The sequence below is a fragment of the Streptomyces sp. JH002 genome, from assembly GCF_050916115.1.
GTDB classification, from domain to species: domain Bacteria; phylum Actinomycetota; class Actinomycetes; order Streptomycetales; family Streptomycetaceae; genus Streptomyces; species Streptomyces xiamenensis.
Window position 1 is genome coordinate 1,331,372 of the sequence record NZ_CP087989.1, and the last position, 19,102, is coordinate 1,350,473.

At 72.1% G+C, this 19,102-nt stretch carries 18 protein-coding genes; 7 read left to right on the forward strand and 11 right to left on the reverse strand.

Annotation, left to right across the window (positions count from 1 at the left end):
• Window positions 1-9 precede the first annotated feature (9 nt).
• On the reverse strand, window positions 10-435 hold the full coding sequence (locus H7827_RS05575) for a hypothetical protein (RefSeq protein ID WP_432743118.1): 426 nt from the start codon (window positions 433-435) through the stop codon (window positions 10-12).
• 199 nt (window positions 436-634) lie between these two features.
• On the opposite strand from H7827_RS05575, the gene H7827_RS05580 reads away from it, so the two are divergent.
• Window positions 635-910 carry a hypothetical protein gene (locus H7827_RS05580; RefSeq protein ID WP_053116276.1) on the forward strand — a complete coding sequence of 92 codons (276 nt, stop codon included), beginning with the start codon at window positions 635-637 and terminating at the stop codon, window positions 908-910.
• Window positions 911-982: 72 nt separating this feature from the next.
• Entirely contained in the window at window positions 983-1,246 is a 264-nt protein-coding gene (locus H7827_RS05585; RefSeq protein WP_030738130.1) for a DUF397 domain-containing protein, read from the forward strand.
• A gap of 23 nt (window positions 1,247-1,269) precedes the next feature.
• On the opposite strand, the gene H7827_RS05590 is transcribed toward H7827_RS05585, so the two are convergent.
• The 3 genes from H7827_RS05590 to eccB all read right to left on the reverse strand — a co-directional run bounded on the left by H7827_RS05590 (window position 1,270) and on the right by eccB (window position 5,326).
• Window positions 1,270-1,440 (reverse strand): hypothetical protein, encoded by a 171-nt coding sequence (locus H7827_RS05590; protein WP_432743121.1) that lies wholly within the window; start codon window positions 1,438-1,440, stop codon window positions 1,270-1,272.
• 1,109 nt (window positions 1,441-2,549) lie between these two features.
• Complete coding sequence (gene mycP, locus H7827_RS05595) at window positions 2,550-3,791, reverse strand: type VII secretion-associated serine protease mycosin (RefSeq protein ID WP_432743123.1); 1,242 nt, start codon at window positions 3,789-3,791, stop codon at window positions 2,550-2,552.
• A gap of 14 nt (window positions 3,792-3,805) precedes the next feature.
• Window positions 3,806-5,326, reverse strand: coding sequence for a type VII secretion protein EccB (eccB, locus tag H7827_RS05600; RefSeq protein ID WP_432743125.1), 1,521 nt, complete (start codon window positions 5,324-5,326; stop codon window positions 3,806-3,808).
• A 122-nt stretch (window positions 5,327-5,448) separates the two neighbouring features.
• Here eccB and eccE point away from each other — a divergent pair, with 122 nt between their 5' ends.
• The 5 genes from eccE (at window position 5,449) to H7827_RS05625 (ending at window position 11,478) form a co-directional block, all read left to right on the forward strand.
• Complete coding sequence (gene eccE, locus H7827_RS05605; RefSeq protein ID WP_432747941.1) at window positions 5,449-6,804, forward strand: type VII secretion protein EccE; 1,356 nt, start codon at window positions 5,449-5,451, stop codon at window positions 6,802-6,804.
• Window positions 6,804-7,487, forward strand: a complete 684-nt coding sequence (locus H7827_RS05610; RefSeq protein WP_432743127.1) for a hypothetical protein — start codon at window positions 6,804-6,806, stop codon at window positions 7,485-7,487. The genes eccE and H7827_RS05610 overlap by 1 nt, the downstream gene beginning before the upstream one ends.
• An 84-nt stretch (window positions 7,488-7,571) precedes the next feature.
• Complete coding sequence (locus tag H7827_RS05615) at window positions 7,572-7,871, forward strand: hypothetical protein (RefSeq protein WP_432743129.1); 300 nt, start codon at window positions 7,572-7,574, stop codon at window positions 7,869-7,871.
• 120 nt (window positions 7,872-7,991) lie between these two features.
• Window positions 7,992-8,453, forward strand: coding sequence for a hypothetical protein (locus H7827_RS05620; RefSeq protein WP_432743131.1), 462 nt, complete (start codon window positions 7,992-7,994; stop codon window positions 8,451-8,453).
• Between the two features lie 256 nt (window positions 8,454-8,709).
• Complete coding sequence (locus tag H7827_RS05625; RefSeq protein WP_432743133.1) at window positions 8,710-11,478, forward strand: SCO5717 family growth-regulating ATPase; 2,769 nt, start codon at window positions 8,710-8,712, stop codon at window positions 11,476-11,478.
• 76 nt (window positions 11,479-11,554) lie between these two features.
• Here H7827_RS05625 and H7827_RS05630 read toward each other — a convergent pair whose 3' ends face one another.
• From H7827_RS05630 to nusA, 7 genes are all read right to left on the reverse strand, one after another.
• Entirely contained in the window at window positions 11,555-12,493 is a 939-nt protein-coding gene (locus H7827_RS05630) for a bifunctional riboflavin kinase/FAD synthetase (protein ID WP_386537175.1), read from the reverse strand.
• 93 nt (window positions 12,494-12,586) lie between these two features.
• Window positions 12,587-13,531, reverse strand: coding sequence for a tRNA pseudouridine(55) synthase TruB (truB, locus tag H7827_RS05635; protein ID WP_432743135.1), 945 nt, complete (start codon window positions 13,529-13,531; stop codon window positions 12,587-12,589).
• Window positions 13,528-14,049 carry a 30S ribosome-binding factor RbfA gene (rbfA, locus tag H7827_RS05640; protein ID WP_432743137.1) on the reverse strand — a complete coding sequence of 174 codons (522 nt, stop codon included), beginning with the start codon at window positions 14,047-14,049 and terminating at the stop codon, window positions 13,528-13,530. The genes truB and rbfA overlap by 4 nt, the downstream gene beginning before the upstream one ends.
• Window positions 14,050-14,102: 53 nt before the next feature.
• Window positions 14,103-14,399, reverse strand: a complete 297-nt coding sequence (locus H7827_RS05645; protein WP_030738161.1) for a DUF503 domain-containing protein — start codon at window positions 14,397-14,399, stop codon at window positions 14,103-14,105.
• Window positions 14,400-14,476: 77 nt separating this feature from the next.
• On the reverse strand, window positions 14,477-17,533 hold the full coding sequence (gene infB, locus H7827_RS05650) for a translation initiation factor IF-2 (protein WP_432743139.1): 3,057 nt from the start codon (window positions 17,531-17,533) through the stop codon (window positions 14,477-14,479).
• A gap of 153 nt (window positions 17,534-17,686) precedes the next feature.
• Entirely contained in the window at window positions 17,687-17,983 is a 297-nt protein-coding gene (locus H7827_RS05655; protein WP_078635853.1) for a YlxR family protein, read from the reverse strand.
• A 104-nt stretch (window positions 17,984-18,087) separates the two neighbouring features.
• The gene (gene nusA / locus H7827_RS05660; protein WP_030738172.1) at window positions 18,088-19,101 is read right to left on the reverse strand and encodes a transcription termination factor NusA; all 1,014 of its coding nucleotides are present in this window, start codon (window positions 19,099-19,101) and stop codon (window positions 18,088-18,090) included.
• Window position 19,102: the final 1 nt, after the last annotated feature.

Below are 19,102 nucleotides of genomic sequence, written 5' to 3' on the forward strand. Positions count from 1 at the left end.
CAGCACCCTCTAGGGCAAGGGCGTGAGTCCCGGCCGACCGTAGAGATCCTCATCGGTGACCGGTGGCGGTGGCGTGTAGTCCTCCGCCAGATGGGACATGATCTGCTGGAGGCGCTGCCGTTGTTCCGCTTCGACGTTCTCGAAGCCTCGTTCCGAGATCAGCGTCGCGATGGTCAGGGCCTCGATCAGGTCCTGCTGGATCCGTACGAACGCCTCCAGCCGGTCCACCGCGTGGCCGAATTCGTGGGCGATCTGCGTCATCCCCGGAATGAGACCGCCGTAGTTGGCCTGGTCCATGCGCAGGTCGGCCATCAGTGAGGGCGTCAGCCCCGCGGCCTGCGTGGTGGTCAACACATCATCCAGTCGGCCCCGGAACGATCCCAGTGCCTCCGGGGAGACGACCAGGTCCACCGCCGGGCTGTTTTCGTCAGGCATACCCCACCCCCATCGTTCCCTCTACCCCCCGTGCCCCCTCCATCGCCGTTCGTAGCCCATCTTATGCGGGAGCTACATCGGGCAGACACGTGGGTAACCACGCGAGTGAGACTAGTGACGGTTCCCGGCCCGGACATCCGTGCGGATACTCATCCACGGCACTGAGTACCGAGGCACACCGAACGTCTATGCTCTTGACGTGACTTCGACACCACAGGGACTCACCCCGCGGCAGGCCAGACGGCTTCGCATGGGCATCGCTGCGGCGGCGATGACCGTGATGGCGGTGGTGCTCGTCATGCAACTCGGTGACGGTTCCTCCCTGGTGTCTCTCGGCCTGTACGGGGCCGCCTTCGTCCTGTCGGGCGCCGTCATCGAGATGAGCCGCCGTGGCCGGACCCGGCTGGGGATGGCGGTCCTGGTGACCGGCTTCGTCCTCGTCCTGGTCGCCGAATGGCTCTTGCGCAGCCGATAGTCCGCGCGCGGGTGCGCTGCGTTACGATCGCCCTCAGACCACAGCGTTGAGGGAAGAAGGGAGCCTCCGCCGATGTCCGGGACGGAGACCGAGGCCGAGATCGCCGCTCGCAAGGAGCGCGAGAAGAACGAGCTGTACGCGCTGGACATCTCGGGTGTGGAGTGGCTGAGCGCCCCGGGCAGCCCGGAGGAGGAGCGGGTCGAGATCGCCTACCTCCCCGGTGGCGGTGTCGGCATGCGCAACTCCAGCGACCCGGACACCGTGCTGCGTTACACCGCCGCCGAGTGGGAGGCCTTCGTTCTCGGGGCCAGGGACGGCGAGTTCGACATCGAGTAGTCCTGCGCGCCCGCTTCCTCGGATCAGCGGTACGCGAGCAGCGCACTGCCGGGCTGCTGTTCTCGGCTTGGTGCGTAGTCGCCCCTCGCCATGACGAAGGTGTGGCTCTCGATGTCCCAGAACATCCGCACATGGTTGATTTCGCTGGACCACAGGTCGTGCTCCATCGCTGCCGCCGTCGCGTCGAGCGCCATGACCATTCGTTCCAAAACAGGGTCTCCGGATCGATGGCCACCACGGTGCCCGCGAGTGCCTCGGTGCCCGGCCGGTATGCGAGGATCTCGCCCTCCACCACGGTCACCGGGTGATTTCCCCGGCCGTTGGCACTGACGTCCCCCACGAGATCGCCTGTGCTCAGGTCGACGATCGACAGGCCGACAGCTCCCCTGGCGGTCAGCGCGAGGTAGTCCCCATCGGCCACCGCTCGGTTGCACCACCGGATGTGCGAACTCTCGCACGGTGCATGGTGCCTGTCGGTGAAGTCGTAGCTGACTTCTCGGAGGATTGATTCCCGGGTGTCCTCCACCACGTATATGCGCGAAGTGTGGAGAGAACCATCCAGCTCCGCGAAGACCACCAGCGGATCGATGGAGATCACTCCGCTGATCTCCATCCGCGACCCCTCGGTCTCCACGTCAAAAGTCCACCGCCACAGTTCCTGACCCCCTCGGAAGCCGAGGCTGCCCGCGATGGAACTCACCACCACCTTGTCCCCCAGGATGGCCAGCCCGGCATGAGGCTGCGCCAGCCGTGCCGTTTCCAGTGAGAAGCTCGCGTGTTCCTCGCCCGTCACGACGTCGATCACGAGCAGATGTTCGCAGTTCATTCCGGAGAGCACGGCGATACGGTCGCTGTCGATCCGGTGAGAGTACAGGCGTCCGTTCACACCGGCGGCCAGCGGCACACACCACAGTTCCTCGCCCGTGGCCGGCCCGTGTGACATCAACGCCTCGGGCGTGACGCACACCACGGCGTTGTCGTGGAGCCAGAGACCTCCACGATCGACCCGTTCGCTGAAGGAACTCAGGTCGGGTGAAGGCGCCCGCCACGCCAGCGTGGCGTCGATCGGCTCCGCGGGCAGCCCGGCAGGGCGAGGCGATCCGCCTGCCGCCCGCAGTGCCCGCTCGGCCTCGTTCCGGTGCTGAACGGCCCAGACCAAACCGCCGACCGACGCCGTCACGGCCGGGGCCAGAGCGATCAGGAATGGTGCGGCCCACCGGGGATGCGCCTGCGTGACGGGCCGCACGGGAATGGCTGGGCCGAAGCCGTCTTGCGGATGAGACAGGCCGGCCTCCGGGAAGGGTCAGGGCGTGGCGGAGTCGGCGGTACGGCGCCGGCGGCGGTCGCGGAGGATCAGGGCCGTGCCGGCCACCGACGCCGTCACGACGGTGCCGGTCAGCAGGACGTAGGTGCCCAGGCGTTCGGCGCGGGCGGCGTAGGACTCGCCCAGCTCCAGCTCCGGGATGTCCGGTGCCGGGGCGGGTGGGGCGGGCTCGTCCGGGACCGGCGCGTCGCCGGGGGCGGTGGGGTCCGTCAGGGCCCGTACCGGGTCGACCACGCCCCAGCCCAGGTACGGGTCGGGTCCCGGGATGCCGCGTTCCGCCGTCTGCTGGAGGTGGGCGACGACCTGCGATGCCGTCCAGTCCGGGTACTTGGCGCGCAGCAGCGCGGCGACACCCGCGACGTACGGGGCCGCGAAGCTGGTGCCGTTGTCCACGCACTGGCCGCCGCCGGGGACCGTGGAGACCATGTCCACACCGGGCGCCGCGATGCCGACGAAGTCGCCGGCCTGGGAGAAGAAGGCCCGCTCGTTGTTGCGGTCGGAGGCGGCCACCGCCAGGACACCCTCGTACGCCGCGGGGTAGGTCTCCTTGAGCTCTCCGTCCGCGCCGTCGTTGCCGACCGAGGCGATCACCACGATGTTCTCGTCCAGCGCCCTGTCGATGGCGACCTTGAGGGTGGTGTCGTCGCTCAGGGGTATCTCGCTGTCCTGCGAGATGTTGATGATGTCGGCGTCCTGGTCCACCGCGTGGTCGATCGACCAGGCCAGCGATTCGACGGTGCCGTTGCCGTACTCGTCGTTCTGCCGCACCGGGATGATGACGGCGTCCGGGGCCAGTCCGACGAAGCCACTGGCCTCGTCCGGCCGGGCCGCGATGATGCCCGCCACCTTCGTGCCGTGACCGACGGTGTCCGTCGTACCGTCCCCATGGCTCGTGCGGGTGGGCTCGTCGTCCTCGCGCGGGTCCTCCGGGGTGAAGTCCGCGCCCGCCGCCTTGTCGACGGCGCCCGCCAGCTGCGGATTCGCCGCGTCCACACCGCTGTCGATGACGGCCACCCGCACGTTCTCGCCCGTGGTGTCCTGCCACAGCCGGTCGAGCACGACGCGTTGCAGCGACCAGGGCTGCTCCACGATCGGTTCCGAGGGGAAGGTGCAGCGCCGGTCGTCCGCCCGAGCGGTGGCCACGGGGCCGTACGGCACGTACAGGATTACGGCGCCCGCCGTGAGGGCGAGTGCCGCCGCTGTGGCGTTCAGCCGTCTCATCCGCGCTCCCCCGCTCATGAGCCCTGCGGCTGCTGTGCGCTCGCCCGGTCCAGGCGCGGTCCGACCGGCAGGAACTGCGACCAGTGGGCGGGCACCGGCACCGGGGTGACGTCCCGGTAACCCAGTCTGATCTGCGCGTCGTCGGCGCTCTTGTCGGTGGTGGCACCGGCGTCCACCGCGTACCGCAGTCCGGTGTCCGTGACCAGGTACAGGCCGCCGGCCTCCGCCTGTTCGCCCTGTACCTGGCGGTAGAGGAGCCCGGATCCCGGAGTGACGTACGCGCTGCCCGCCTCGTTCACGATCGTGGCCGGGTAGCCGGTGCCGGCCCAGGTACTCAGCTCGGTGCTTCCGTCGTCCTCATCCACGCCCCGCAGCACGGAGCACACGGTCTCGCGCGGAGTGTCGTCCCCCGCCAGGGCGTTGACCTGTTCGGCGGCGGCAGCCGGCCAGTCGTGATCGCGGTCGATGCTGTCGGCCGCGGGGGCGGGCGTGAACGTCTGGGCGCCGACCTCCAGCGCGCCACTCGCCTGGCCCAGCGAACCCGCGTCCGGGCTGTCCAGCAACAGCCGTGCGGTGAACTCCGAAACCGGTACCACCTTTCCGGGCAGCACCACATAGTGCTGCGGTCCCGCGCCGGTCGGGGCGAGCAGCACCATGCCGACGCGATCCGTATCCGGGTCCAGCCCCGGTACCCCGGCGCTCTCCCCGATGGCGCCCTCCAGCTGGGGGAAGACGATGGGGCTGCCCTCGTTCAGCGTGGCCAGCCACTCCTCGGTGACGGGCTGCGGATCGTGCTCGCTGCCGACCAGGGAACGGTGCAGCAGCTCGGTCTCGTCCTCGGCCATGTCCGCCCAGTCCGGGCCGCCGATGAGGTACTTGGTGCCCGTTCCGTCGACGAGGTAGCGGGCCTGGTCGCGGGTGGAGGTGACGTACAGCACCTGTCCGTCGCGCAGCCGCTGCCGTCCCTCGACGCGGTCGGCGTCGCGGTCGCCCAGGACGAACACGGCCTGCTGCACATGGCCGGCCTCGGCGCCGCCGGACCCGCCGGGGCGCTGGCACACCGCCCACCGCTTGGCCGTTCCGGCGTCGTCGGCGGAGGGCAGCCGGTCGGGGGCGTACGGGATGCCGAGGGTGGCGCCGTGCGGGATACGGCCGTTGTCCAGTTCGCGTTCGTTCACGCTGACGATGTCGAAGGAGTCGGGGTCCAGGAGCAGCCGGGCGGAGGAGAGGTTGAGCACCGGATGCAGTTGGTCGCGTCCGTCGGTGGTCAGCACGACGTACCGGGTGGTGGACTCGCTGCCGATGATGACGTTCTTGTTGGGCTTGTCCCACTGCGCCGGGACGGCCGGCTTGAACATCCCCCAGGCGCCGAAGCCGGCCAGCACCAGCGCGCCCACCACCATGCCGGGCACCACGGCGCGCAGGGGGCGCGGGGCGCCCTCGTCGCTGCCGGTGGGAGAGGGTTGCACAAAGGCGGCGACCCTCCGCTTCTTGGCGTACGTGTACGCGTTCAGCTCGTCCTTGCGCGAGGCCATGGCCGGGCGCTCCTCCCCCATGCGGCTGGTTCAACTGTCCGGGTCGGCTGTGCCGACCGTCGGAGTGGACATCTACTATGCCGGGTGACGGTCTGATCACCGGGAGGAGGGGGGCGTTGACGATGGCGACCACGGTGACGGGGGCGCGTACGGCGGGACCTGCCGCGACGCCGGAGCGTGCACAGCCGGTGGTGCCCAGGAGTACGCGGGCGTCCTCGGGTGGTGCGGGCGCGGCGGCCGGTCCCGGGTGGGCGGTGTGGCCCCTGGTCTGTGTACAGGCGGCGGTGGCCCTGCTGTTGGGCGGCTGGGTGGCGGACAGCTGGGCACTGATGGCGGCGGCGACCGTGCCCGCCGCCGCTTTGATACTGATCGCGGTGGGCCGGCGGCGTGGCCGGCCGCTCCCGGCGTGGGCGGGCGCGGCCTGGGCGCTGCGCCGCCGCCGGAAGCGGGCGATGGGCCCGCTGCCCCCCGGTGTCGATCCGCTGCTGTCACTGGCCGCCGAATGCGAGCCCGGACTGCGCAGTTACGCGTTCCAGCGCACCCGGCCCGGCAGCGCCGCGGCGGCGTCCGGCGCGTGGTCGGCGGACGTGGGCATGGCCGGCGACGGCAGTCGGCTGACGGCTGTGCTGCGGGTGGAGGCGCCGCGCTCCCCGCTGCAACCGGGGCGGGAGGGCAGTCCGTTGCCGCTGACGCTGCTCGCGGACGCGCTGGAGACGGACGGTGTGCTGCTGGATTCGGTGCAGTGTGTGCAGCACACCCAGCCCGCGCCGTCACCGCAGTTGCCGCAGCAGGCGATCGCGGGGCGGAACTACGCCCAGCTGCTGGGCAACGGAGGGCAGGAGGGGCACGAGATGGCGCCCGGGCTGCGTCTGACCTGGGTGGCACTCCGGCTGGATCCCGAACGCTGTCAGGAGGCCGTGTCCGAACGTGGCGGCGGGCTCAAGGGCGCGCAGCGCGCGCTGACCCGGGCCGCGGATCAGCTCGCGAGCCGGCTGACGGGCGCGGGGTTCCGGGCCACGGTGCTGTCGGAGGCGGAGCTGTTGTCGGCGGTCGCCGCCTGTGCCAGCTCCAACCCGGCGACCACCACGCTGATCGGGCAGGGGGACGGCCCCAGGCCGCGGCGTACGGCGGAGAGTTCGCGGGTGTGGCGGTGCGACGACCGCTGGCACACGACGTTCGAGGTGAGCCGCTGGCCGGCGCTCGGGGCCGGAGCTGCGCCGCTGTCGGGTCTGGTGGCGCTGCTGACCGCGGGTCCTGCCTTCGCCACGACCTTCGCGCTGACACTGCGCCGGCATGCCCCCGGGTCGGTGTCGGTGGCCGGACACGTGCGGGTCACCGGGCGCGGTGAGGATCATCTGCGTGCGGCGGGCGAGGCGTTGCTGCACGCGGCGCGGGGGGTACGGGTCGGGCTGACCCGGATGGATCACGAGCAGTTGCGCGGGGTGCGGGCCACCCTGCCGCTGGGAGGCGAGCACTGATGGGCCGGGGCGGCGGGCATGTACTGACGGCGGAGGAACTCGCGGGGCTCGCGCTGCCGGTCGGTGACGACGGTGTGGTGATCGGGGTCGATGTCCGCGGGCGTCCCGCCGTGCTGGGCATCCATCACCCCGTGCCGTACGAGATCGTGCTGATCGGCGGGCTGTGGACGGCGCAGGTGCTGGCACTGCGCGCGGTGGGCACCGGCACCCGGGTCGCGGTGGAGACCGGGCGGCCCCGGCTGTGGACACGGCTGGCCCAGGCGGCCGACGGCGGCATGGAGTTGATGACGCTGCACGAGGTGGGCAAGGTGCCGCCGCTGGGGGCGACGCTCGGCAACCCCGTGCTGGTGGTGCGGGACTGCGGCATCCGTCCGCCGCGCGGCCGGGTGGTGTCGGCGCCGTGGCAGCCGGTGCTCACCCTGCTGCCCTATCTGAGCCCGGTCGCGCCCCGGCTGGCCGAACACGCGGCGCTGGTGGGGGTGCAGCGCGTCTCACCGCAGGAGGCGGGGCGCATCGGCCCGTTGATGGGATTGCCCGCCCAGCAGACGGAGGCACTGTCGACGCTGGCGGAGGACGCCACGGTGTGGTGCACGCGGCGGGCGCGGCAGTTGGTGCGTCTGGTGCCCACCGACGGCGAGGCGGGGCTGCTGGGACATGCCAGCCGGCTGGACGCCAGTAGCTGAATGCGCACACGGGGGGAATGAGCTTTTCTGATGATGTCCGGTGGACATCCGACCGGGCCCCCTCCGTACCAGGACCCCGCCTCCATGCGGACGATCCCTGGTGCGGGGCCGGGTCCCGCGGGCACGGGTGGTGCCGGGGGAAGAGTCCGGGCTCTGGCCATCGGCCTGGGTACCACGGCACTCACCTTCACGGTGATCATCGTGGTGCTCCTGCTCACCGCCCCGGGCCCGGAGGCGAGCGGGGTGCAGGGAGCCGCGCCCGGGGCGGAAAGCCCCGGGGAAACGGACCGACTCCGCCGGCCCGATGACCCCAGAGCCCCGATGCCTGAGCCGATCGGCCCGGTGGTCGCCGAGGACTGGCGGGTGGTGACCAGCCCGCAGTGATACACCGCGTTCGATGTCCCGCCCGAGTGGGACATCGCTCCGGAGGGGACGATCCTTTCCTGGAAGGACGAGTACGACAACTGGCGGGACGGGATCGCGTTCGTCCTCAACGATCCTGCGGTGCTGCCGGACTTCGCCTGTGGAGAGTGGTCGCAGGAAGAGTTGGACGAGGCTGCGGAAGACGGTGCCGATGACGTGCTGAGCGCACGGGCCGTCGCCGGCACGCGAGGTGGCCAGGGAGCCACCGGTACGGAGGATTCGAGCCTGCTCCTGGCAGCCAATCTCCTTCTGGCGAATTGCGACCAGAACGCGGAGGCCGACAGTTCCGCCGAGACGGAGCCGTTCAGCAACGAGCACGGCATCACCGGTCACATCACCACCGCGACGGTCACGGGGCTACCGGACGACCCCGACGCTCGCTGTCCGGTGCGGGACGGACTCGTGATCGGGATTTCCTATCTCAGCCCTGACAACAACCTCGTGAGGTGGGGGCTGATGACCGACATCGGGTATGAGGACGAGCTCCCCGATGAGACCATTGAGCAGATCGTGGGCAGTATCCGGTACTACAACGCCGGTTGATCCGGCGCCGGACGGCCGGCTTCTTCCCCTGTCCGGCTCGCACCGGTTTCCGCTGTGATGCGCGTCGCGCGGTGGCGTGGAGCGGTGCGGGGTTCTCGGCTGTGATGATTAGGCTGAGAGTGGTCGCGGCGGCAGCGCCGCCGGGCCATAACCCCGGTCCATGCCGAGGGAACCGCACGGGGGCTCAAGTCCGTCATCCGCGTAACGGTCCCAATGATGCCCGGACCAGAAAGCAATACCAGCAGCGGGAGGCGTCGTGAACACCGATCGGGACAAGGTTCGCACCGGGGAGGAGAACTCCTCCCCCGACGAACGGCCCGATGATGAGCTCCTCGACGAGGAGCCCGAGAACACCGGGCAGTTCACCATCGACTACACCCCGCCCGCCTGGTATTCGGGCGGCGCGCCGGGGGGTGGGGCTGCCACGCCTCCGCCCCCGCCGGTGAGTTCCGTCCCGCCCGCGCCCCCGGCTCCGGCCGCGCCGCCGGCCGCCGTTCCACCGCCGGCCGCCCCCATCGACCGGGGTCCGGTCCCGGAACTGCATCCGCAGGATGTCTCCGTGCCGGATCCGGCGCCCGTGCAGCCGGAGGCCGAACCCGCGCGCGGCGAGGGCGAGCCGCAGAACAGCACGACGCTCCAGTTCTCGGCCGCCGCCGTGCGCAAGGCCATCGGGGAGCAGCGGCCGCCGCAGCACCCCGCGCCGGCCGCCGGGCCGGGGCCCGTGCCGCCGGTGCCGCCGGCCGGGCCGCCCGGTGGACTGCCGCCGCTGCCGCCGGACTTCCAGATCAAGCCCCCGGTACCGGCGGAGGCGCCGCCGAGCGAGCCGGCCGCGCCCGTTGAGTCGGGTGCGCCGGGTGAGCCCACCGCCCCCGAGGAGCCGGCGGAGGCCACCGCCCCGCCCACTGACGCGCCCGAGCCCTCCGCAGCCGGGGTGAGCGGCGGCGCGGGGGAGCTCGCGGACGCCACATTCGTCTTCACCCCGAAGGGTGCCTCGGGCTTCGCCCAGGACCAGCCGCCCGTCCGGGTCGAGTTCGCCCGCGCGGAGCCGGAGACGCCGATCCCCGTCGAGGAGGAGGCGGACGGGGACCCGGAGCCGGACGAGGAGCCGCAGGACGCCATTCCGCCGGCCTTCCTCCAGCAGGCCGCCCAGGCGGAGCAGCAGGCCGCCGGGCCCGCGGCCGCGAGCGTTCCCGCTCCGCAGCAGCCCGCGCCCAGCACTCCGCTCCCCCCGTACACGCCGCCGTCGGCGGGCCCGTCGGCCGGGCCGCAGCCCGGGGGCGGAGCCGGCGGTGCTCTCGCGCCGTACGCCCAGCCCGGCCCGCAGTCACCCGCACCGCCGCAGCAGGACGCGCAGCCGGGCGCCCCGTACGCCCAGCCGGGTCAGCCCGGTCGGCCCGGCGCGGGCACGGCGCTCCCCCCGTACGCGGGTGGCCCGCCGCACCAGCAGCCGGTGCCCGGCGGCGCCCCCTACGCGCAGGCCTCCGGCCCGCAACCCGGTGCCCCGTACGCGCAGCCCACCCCGCCGGGACAGCCGGGCGCGTACCCGCAGCCCGCCCCGGGGCAGCCGTACCCCCAGCCGCCGCACCAGCAGCACCCTCAGCACCAGCAGCCCGGCGGCATGGCCTACCCGCTCCCCCACCAGGGGGCCGCGCAGCCGGGCCAGGACGATCAGAGCGACCGGCCGGGCCCGCCCCCGTACGGGCAGCCCACCGGGCCGCAGTTCGCCCAGCCGCAGCCGGCCGACCCCGCACAGCAGCAGCCCGTACCGCCGGCGCAGCACGGCCAGCCCCACCAGCCGCCGCAGGACCCCCGCGCCGTGCCCGGCTGGCCCGGCACACAGCCGTACGAGGGTGCCCAGCCGGGCGCGCTCGGCTACACGGCCTCCGTGGAGTTGTCCTCCGACCGGCTGCTGCAGGACAAGCGTCGCAACAAGCAGCGTTCCCAGCCGGCCAGCAAGGCGGGTTCACGGTTCCGGATCGGTGGCAAGGCGGCGGAGGCGGAGCGGCAGCGCAAGCTCGACATCATCCGCACCCCCGTGCTGTCCTGCTACCGGATCGCCGTCATCAGCCTCAAGGGCGGCGTCGGCAAGACCACCACGACCACCGCGCTGGGCGCCACCCTCGCCAGTGAGCGGCAGGACAAGGTGATCGCGATCGACGCCAACCCGGACGCCGGTACCCTCGGCCGCCGGGTGCGCCGTGAGACCGGTGCGACGATCCGCGATCTGGTCGGCGCGATCCCGTACCTCAACAGCTACATGGACATCCGCCGGTTCACCTCGCAGGCCCCGTCCGGTCTGGAGATCCTCGCCAACGACGTGGACCCGGCCGTCTCGACGACCTTCAACGACGAGGACTACCGGCGCGTCATCGACGTGCTCGGCAAGCAGTACCCGATCATCCTCACCGACTCGGGCACCGGCCTGCTCTACAGCGCGATGCGCGGTGTGCTGGACCTCGCCGACCAGCTGATCATCGTCTCCACCCCGTCCGTGGACGGTGCCAGCAGCGCCAGCACCACCCTCGACTGGCTGGCCGCCCACGGCTACGGCGAGCTGGTGCAGCGCAGCGTCACGGTGATCTCCGGAGTGCGGGAGACCGGCCGGATGGTGAAGGTCGAGGACATCGTGGCCCACTTCCAGACCCGCTGCCGCGGCGTGGTGGTCGCCCCGTTCGACGAACACCTGGCGGCCGGTGCCGAACTGGATCTGGATCTGATGCGGCCCAAGACCCGGCAGTCCTACTTCGACCTGGCCGCGCTGATCGCCGAGGACTTCGTCCGCGCTCAGCAGCAGCAGGGGCTGTGGACCCAGGACGGGGGGCTGCCGCCGCACATGGCACCGCCGCTCCCGGGCCAGGGCCAGGCGCCGGGGCAGGTCCCCGGGCAGCCGCCGCAGGGTTACGGGTACCCGCCGCCGCACCAGCAGCCGGGGTATGGATACCCCCAACAGCCCCCGCAGCACCCCGGGTACGGCTTCCCGCAGCAGCCCGGCGGCTGGGGCGCGCCTCCGCCGCCCCAGCGCTGACACACCACGACGGCCGCCGCCGACCTCTCGGTCGGCGGCGGCCATCGCGCGTGCTGTCCCGGTGTCCCGCGCTCGCTCAGGCGGGCAGTTCGCGCACCCGCTGCTTGTCCTCCTCCAGCCGCGCCAGGAAGGCGTCCAGGCTGTCGAAGGTCTCCTGCCCACGCACGTAGGAGTGAAAGTCCACCGCCACCCACTGCCCGTACAGATCCAGATCGGTACGGTCCACGACGTGCGCCTCCACCGAGCGCGCGGTGCCCTCGAACTGCGGGTTGGTGCCGATCGAGATCGCCGCCGGCCAGCGCTCCCGGCCCGCCGTCAGCCACCCCGCGTACACCCCGTCGGCGGGGATCGCGGTGCCGGGCACCACGTCCAGGTTGGCGGTCGGAATGCCCAGGTCGCGCCCGCGCGCCGCCCCGTGCACCACCTCGCCCTCCACCCGGTGCGGCCGCCCCAGTACCTGCGCCGCGCCCGCCACATCGCCCCCGGCGATCAGCCGGCGCGCCAGTGAGGACGAGAACGGCTCGCCCTCCCCCACCGCGCCGCGCACGTACAGATCGATGACCCGGACGTCGAAGCCGTAGCTCTCCCCCAGCTCCGCCAGCGTCGCCACGGTGCCGGCCGCCCGGTGTCCGAAGCGGAAGTTGGGCCCCTCCACCACGGACCGCGCGTGCAACTTCTCCACCAGCACCTTCACCACGAACTCCGCCGGTGACAGCCGCGACAGCTCCTTGGTGAACGGCAGCACCAGCACCGCGTCCACGCCCAGCCGCTCCATCAGCTCGGCGCGCCGCGCGTGCGGGGCCAGCAGCGCCGGCTGGCTGCCCGGCCTGATCACCTCGCTCGGATGCGGGTCGAAGGTGATCACGACCGCGGGAACGCCCAGTTCCCTGGCGCGTTCCACCGCCTTGCCGATGATCAGCTGATGCCCGAGGTGCACGCCGTCGTACGACCCGATGGTGACGACGCTGCGCCCCCAGTCACCGGGGATCTCCGCCATGCCACGCCAGCGCTGCACCGTTCTCGCTCCTCGCCGATTCCTTGCGCGTTTTCATGGGCCGCCACGGTGGCCCGCCGCGGCTCCAAGGTACCCGGCCCCCGGACGGGGGCGTTACGACGGGGACGGTGCCTGCGCCGGTGCGGCGAAGACCGCCAGGCTCTTCGCCCGCGCGTCCCCCTCGCCGACCCGCTCGACCAGTGCGACCAGGTGCCGCTGCGGGCCGAACACCGCCACCGGACCGGGCGGCAGCTGCGGGGCCGCGATCCGTACGCCGTTGCCGATCAGGCGGGCCCGGCGTTCGTCCACGTCCCAGCGCGGGAACGCCGCCGCCGCGGCCTCGTCCAGCGGCAGCACGCGCAGCTCGGCGCGGAGCGCGTCGAGCGTACGGGCACCGCCGGAACCGCCGAGCCCGTACGGGCCGACGCGGGTGCGGCGGAGCGCGGTCAGGTGCCCGCCGGTGCCCAGGGCCGCGCCCACATCGCGGGCGAGCGCCCGGATGTAGGTGCCGGAGGAGCAGACCACACCCACGGTCACGTCGGTCACGGGGGTGCCGTCCGGGGTCTCCGTCGTGCTCACGTGGTGCACGTCGAAGGACCGCACCGTCACGGGCCGGGCCGGGAGTTCGACCTCCTCGCCCTCCCGCACCCGCTTGTAGGACCGCTTGCCGTCGACCTTGATGGCGCTGACGCTGGCCGGGACCTGGAGGATGTCGCCGGTCAGCGCCGCCACCGCGGCGTCCAGGGCGGCCCGGTCGACGGCGGGGGCGCCCGCCGTGCCGGTGATCTCACCCTCCGCGTCATCGGTGACCGTGGTCTGGCCGAGCCGGATGACGCCCAGGTACTCCTTCTCCGTGAGCGCCAGGTGTCCCAGCAGCTTGGTGGCCTGCCCCAGGCCCAGCACCAGGACCCCGGTGGCCATCGGGTCCAGGGTCCCGGCGTGCCCGACGCGGCGGGTGCGGGCGATGCCGCGCATCTGCGCCACCACGTCGTGCGAGGTGTGCCCGGCGGGCTTGTCGACGACGACGATCCCGTCCGGGCCGCCGCTGGCTTTGCTCATCGGTCGGTACGGCCCTCGGTGCTGTCCGTGCTGCCCGGGCCGGCACCGTCCGCGGTGTCCGCCTCATCCGCGGCGTTCGCGTCGTCCTCGGCGCGCTCGCCCTCCTCCCGGTACGGGTCGGGCTCCCCCGCGTACTGGGCACCGGCGGAGGTGCGGCGCACCTCCTCGTCCCGCTCCCGCGCCTGATCGAACAGGTGCTCAAGGTTGCGGGCGGTCTCCGGCAGCGCGTCGGGGACGAACTCCAGGCTCGGGGTGTGCTTGACCCCCGCCGCCGCACCCACCGCCGAGCGCAGCATGCCCTTGGCGCTGTTCAGTCCGGCGGCGACCTCCTCGCGGTCGCTCTCGTCCCCGTACACCGTGTAGAAGACGGTCGCTTCCCGCAGGTCCCCGGTTACCCGGGTGTCGGTGATGGTGACCCTGGTCCCCAGCCTCGGGTCCTTGATGCCCCGCTGCAGTTTCTGGGCGATCACCTCGCGGATGAGGTCCGCCAGCCTCTTCGCCCGCGCCTTGTCGGCCACTGGTCCTTCTCCTTGCCTGCTGTCCGGCCTGCCCCGTGGGGGCGTGCCGCTCGCTATTCGTCGTGCTCGCCGTGGATCCGCCGCCGTACGGACAGCAGTTCCACCTCGGGGCGGGCGGCCACCAGCCGCTCGCAGTCGTCGAGGAGTCCGGACAGATGCCCGTGGTCCCCGGAGACCGCGGCCAGGCCGATCTCGGCCCGGCGGTGGAGGTTCTGGTCACCGACCTCGGCGGCGCTGACCGCGTACTTGCGCTGCAGCTCCGCCACGATGGGCCGGACCACGGAGCGCTTCTGCTTGAGGGAATGCACGTCCCCCAGCAGCAGGTCGAACGACAACGTCCCGGTATACATGCTGGTGATCGTAACGGGAACGGCCGGGGCCGATCGACGGAGTTTCCCACCCCGCCGACCGGCCCCGGCCCACCGCGCTAGACGCGCGGCTTCTCCCGCATCTCGTACGTCGCGATGACGTCGTCGATCTTGATGTCGTTGAAGTTTCCGAGGTTGATACCGCCCTCGTAGCCTTCGCGGATCTCGGTGACGTCGTCCTTGAAGCGGCGCAGGCCCTCGATGTTGAGGTTCTCCGCCACCACTCGGCCGTCGCGCAGCAGTCGTGCCTTGGTGTTCCGCTTGACCTCGCCGGAGCGGATGAGCACACCCGCGATGTTGCCCAGCTTGGAGGAGCGGAAGACCTCGCGGATCTCCGCGGTGCCCAGCTCGACCTCTTCGTACTCGGGCTTCAGCAGACCCTTCAGGGCCGCCTCGATCTCCTCGATCGCCTGGTAGATGACCGAGTAGTACCGGACGTCCACGCCTTCACGCTCGGCCGCCTGCGTGGCACGCCCCTCGGCGCGCACGTTGAAGCCCAGGATGATGGCGTCGGAGCCGGCCGCCAGGTCGATGTCGGTCTCGGTGACCGCACCCACCCCGCGGTGCAGGACCCGCAGGTCCACACCCTCGCCGACATCCAGCTGGAGCAGCGAGGACTCCAGGGCCTCGACCGAACCGGACGCGTCGCCCTTGATGATGAGGTTGAGCTGCTGGTACTCGCCTTCCTTGAGCACCCGGTCCAGGTCCTCGAGGGAGACCCTGCGGACGCGCTTGGCGAAGGCCGCGTTGCGCTCCCGCGCCGCGCGCTTCTCGGCGATCTGCCGGGCGGTACGGTCCTCGCCGACCACCAGGAAGTTGTCGCCGGCGCCGGGCACATTGGTCAGACCCTGCACCAGGACGGGCGTGGACGGACCGGCCTCGTAGACGTTCTTGCCGGAGTCGTCCAGCATCGCCCGCACTCGGCCGTGCGCGTCGCCGGCCACCATGGTGTCGCCGACCCGCAGCGTACCGCGCTGCACCAGCACCGTGGCCACCGCACCGCGACCGCGGTCCAGGTGGGCCTCGATGGCGATGCCCTGGGCGTCCTGCGTGGGGTTGGCCCGCAGGTCGAGGGCGGCGTCCGCCGTGAGGATCACGGCCTCCAGCAGCCCTTCGATGTTGGTGCCCTGCTTCGCCGAGATGTCGACGAACATGGTCTCGCCGCCGTACTCCTCGGCGACCAGGCCGTACTCGGTCAGCTGACCGCGCACCTTGGTCGGGTCGGCGCCCTCGACGTCGATCTTGTTGACCGCGACGACGATCGGCACATCGGCGGCCTTGGCGTGGTTGAGCGCCTCGACCGTCTGCGGCATCACACCGTCGTTGGCCGCGACCACCAGGATCGCGATGTCGGTCGACTTCGCACCACGGGCACGCATGGCGGTGAACGCCTCGTGACCCGGGGTGTCGATGAAGGTGATCTTCCGCTCGATGTCGTGGACCTCGGTGGAGACCTGGTACGCACCGATGTGCTGGGTGATGCCGCCGGCTTCGCCCTCGATGACGTTGGTCTTGCGGATCGCGTCCAGCAGGCGCGTCTTACCGTGGTCGACGTGACCCATGACGGTCACCACCGGCGGACGCTTGACCAGGGCCTCTTCGCCGCCCTCGTCCTCACCGAACTCGATGTCGAAGGACCCGAGCAGCTCGCGGTCCTCCTCCTCGGGGCTGACGATCTGAACGGTGTAGTTCATCTCGTCGCCGAGGAGCTGCAGCGTCTCGTCGGAGACCGACTGGGTCGCGGTGACCATCTCGCCCAGGTTGAACATCACCTGGACCAGCGACGCCGGGTTGGCGTTGATCTTCTCCGCGAAGTCCGTCAGGGACGCACCGCGCGACAGCCGGATGGCCTCACCCTTGCCGCGCGGCAGCATCACGCCGCCGATCGACGGGGCCTGCATGGCCTCGTACTCCTGGCGCCGCTGCCGCTTCGACTTGCGGCCACGCCGGGCCGGGCCGCCGGGACGCCCGAAGGCACCCTGCGTACCACCACGGCCACCGGGGCCACCGGGACGGCCGCCGAAGCCCGGACGGCCGGCGAAACCGCCGCCACCGCCACCGGGGCCACCGGGACGGCCGGCGAAACCGCCGCCACCGCCACCGGGACGACCGGCGCCGCCCGGACGGGCACCGCCGCCGCCACCGCGGAAGCCACCGCCACCGCCGCCGCCACCGGGGCGGGGACCGCCACCGGCACCACGGCCGCCGGGACCACCGGGACCGCCACCCGGACGGCCACCGGCCGCCGGACGCTGCGGCATCATGCCAGGGTTCGGACGGTTACCGCCGCCGGGACGCGGGCCACCGGGGGCCGCACCCTGCGGACGGGGCATGTTGCCCGGAGTGGCGCGACCGCCACCGGGCGCCTGGGGGCGCGGACCGGCCGCACCCGGCTGACCGCCACCGGGACGCGGACCGCCCTGGCCCTGGCCACCGGGGCGCGGCGCGCCACCGGGACGAGGGGTCTGCGGACGGGCCATGCCCGTGGAGCCACTGGTCGTGAACGGGTTGTTGCCCGGACGCGGGCCGGCGGGACGGGCGCCCGGCTTGGGGCCACCCGGCTTGCGGGCCTCACCCGCGGGCTTGGCACCGGCCGGCTTCGGCGCGGCGGCACCCGGCTTGGGGGCCGGACGCGCACCCGGCTTGGGCGCGTTGCCACCAGGACCGGCCGCGGGGCCGGGACGCTGGGCGGCGGGACGCGGCGCCGGCTCGGGGCTCGGCGGCGCGGTGAACTCGGGCGCCGCAGGGCCCGGCTTGGCGCCGGACGGCTTGGGCGCGGCAGGCGGCGGGGTGGGACCCGGCCGCGGCGCGTTGCCCGGCTTGGGGGCCGCCGCACCCGGCTTGGGCGCGGCCGGTCCCGGACGGGGACCGGGGGCACCCGGCTTGGGCGCGCCACCCGGCTTGGGGGCGCTCCTGCCCGGCGCACCGGGCTTCGCGGACTTCCTGGCTCCGCCAGAACCCGCGCTGAGCGCATCAGTCAATTTACGGACGACCGGCGCCTCAATCGTCGAGGACGCCGAACGGACGAATTCACCGAGTTCTTGGAGTTTGGCCATGACGACCTTGCTTTCGACTCCAAGCTCCTTGGCGAGCTCGTATACCCGGACCTTAGCCACTTCGCTCCTTACGGTCCGGGGTGGGTCGTCCCTCGGACCTTCGCTATTTCACGGGCGTACTCATCGCGTACTCATCGAGTGCTCATCGCAATCTCGACCTACTTCCGACTCGCGAGGTACCTGGACCGCGTGGTGACCACCACGCGGCGCTTCTTACGTTTGGTGCGTTTCTTGCGCTTCCATCCGGCCGACCAAGCGTGCCAGCTCTCCGGTGTCAAGCGGCCCCTGGGTCCGATAGGCCCTGGGGAACGCCCGACGGCGGACCGCCAGCTCGACGCAGGCCGGTACGGGGTGCACATAGGCGCCCCGACCGGGCAGCGTACCGCGTGGATCAGGGACACAGCGCCCCTCGACCAACACCGCACGCAGCAGATCATCCCGGGCCGCGCGTTGCCTACAGCCCACGCACGTCCGCTCCGGGCATGCCTGGACATGTGTCCGGCCAGACACAGTTGATTCTACCTCCCCGTACGCACCGCTCCCCTACCGGGGTCGGCACGATCGCCGCCCCGTCACACGGGGCGTCGAACATCACAACATCACGGCCGCCGCGGTCATTCCCCGGCGTCCGGCTGCCGCTGCTCGGTGTCGGGGCGGATATCGATGCGCCAGCCGGTCAGGCGGGCCGCCAGCCGGGCGTTCTGCCCCTCCTTGCCGATGGCGAGCGACAGCTGGTAGTCCGGCACGGTGACCCGCGCCGAACGGGCCGCCGCGTCCACCACCTCGACCCGGCTCACCCGGGCGGGCGACAGGGCGTTGGCGACCATCTCGGCCGGGTCGTCGGACCAGTCCACGATGTCGATCTTCTCACCGTGCAGCTCCGCCATCACGTTGCGCACCCGCCCGCCCATCGGGCCGATGCAGGCGCCCTTGGCGTTCAGTCCGGAGCGGGTGGAGTGCACCGCGATCTTGGTGCGGTGCCCGGCCTCGCGGGCGATCGCCGCGATCTCGACCGAGCCGTCGGCGATCTCCGGGACCTCCAGCTCGAACAGCTTCTTCACCAGGTTCGGGTGGGTGCGCGAAAGCGTGACGGACGGGCCGCGCGCCCCCTTGGCCACCCGCACCACATAGCAGCGCAGCCGCGAACCGTGGGTGTACGACTCGCCCGGCACCTGCTCCTGCGGCGGCAGCACGGCCTCCATCTTGCCGATGTCCACCAGCACGCTGCGCGGGTCACGCCCCTGCTGGACGACGCCGGCCACCACGTCGCCCTCGCGCCCAGCGTACTCGCCGAAGGTGATGTCACCCTCCGCGTCGCGCAGCCGCTGGAGGATGACCTGCTTGGCGGTGGTCGCCGCGATCCGGCCGAACCCGTCCGGGGTGTCGTCGAACTCGCGCGGCTCGGGCCGCTCGCCGTCCTCGTCCGGTTCGAGGTCGGCCGCGTCCTCCTTGGCCCACACCGTCACATGGCCGGTGCCGCGGTCCAGTACCACGCGTGCGCGACGGCGGCTGCCCTCGGTGCGGTGGTACGCAATGAGGAGAGCCGATTCGATCGCCTCCACGAGCAGATCGAAGGAGATCTCCTTCTCCCGCACCAGTCCCCGCAGGGCACTCATATCGATGTCCACG

Excerpts from the sequence above, each read along its gene's own strand:
- eccB (WP_432743125.1), bottom strand. The coding sequence starts at position 5,326 with ATGGCCTCGCGCAAGGACGAGCTGAACGCGTACACGTACGCCAAGAAG.
- H7827_RS05615 (WP_432743129.1), top strand. The coding sequence starts at position 7,572 with ATGCGGACGATCCCTGGTGCGGGGCCGGGTCCCGCGGGCACGGGTGGT.
- H7827_RS05610 (WP_432743127.1), top strand. The coding sequence starts at position 6,804 with ATGGGCCGGGGCGGCGGGCATGTACTGACGGCGGAGGAACTCGCGGGG.
- H7827_RS05590 (WP_432743121.1), bottom strand. The coding sequence starts at position 1,440 with ATGGCGCTCGACGCGACGGCGGCAGCGATGGAGCACGACCTGTGGTCC.
- mycP (WP_432743123.1), bottom strand. The coding sequence starts at position 3,791 with ATGAGACGGCTGAACGCCACAGCGGCGGCACTCGCCCTCACGGCGGGC.
- truB (WP_432743135.1), bottom strand. The coding sequence starts at position 13,531 with ATGAGCAAAGCCAGCGGCGGCCCGGACGGGATCGTCGTCGTCGACAAG.
- H7827_RS05575 (WP_432743118.1), bottom strand. The coding sequence starts at position 435 with ATGCCTGACGAAAACAGCCCGGCGGTGGACCTGGTCGTCTCCCCGGAG.
- eccE (WP_432747941.1), top strand. The coding sequence starts at position 5,449 with ATGGCGACCACGGTGACGGGGGCGCGTACGGCGGGACCTGCCGCGACG.
- H7827_RS05585 (WP_030738130.1), top strand. The coding sequence starts at position 983 with ATGTCCGGGACGGAGACCGAGGCCGAGATCGCCGCTCGCAAGGAGCGC.
- H7827_RS05645 (WP_030738161.1), bottom strand. The coding sequence starts at position 14,399 with ATGTATACCGGGACGTTGTCGTTCGACCTGCTGCTGGGGGACGTGCAT.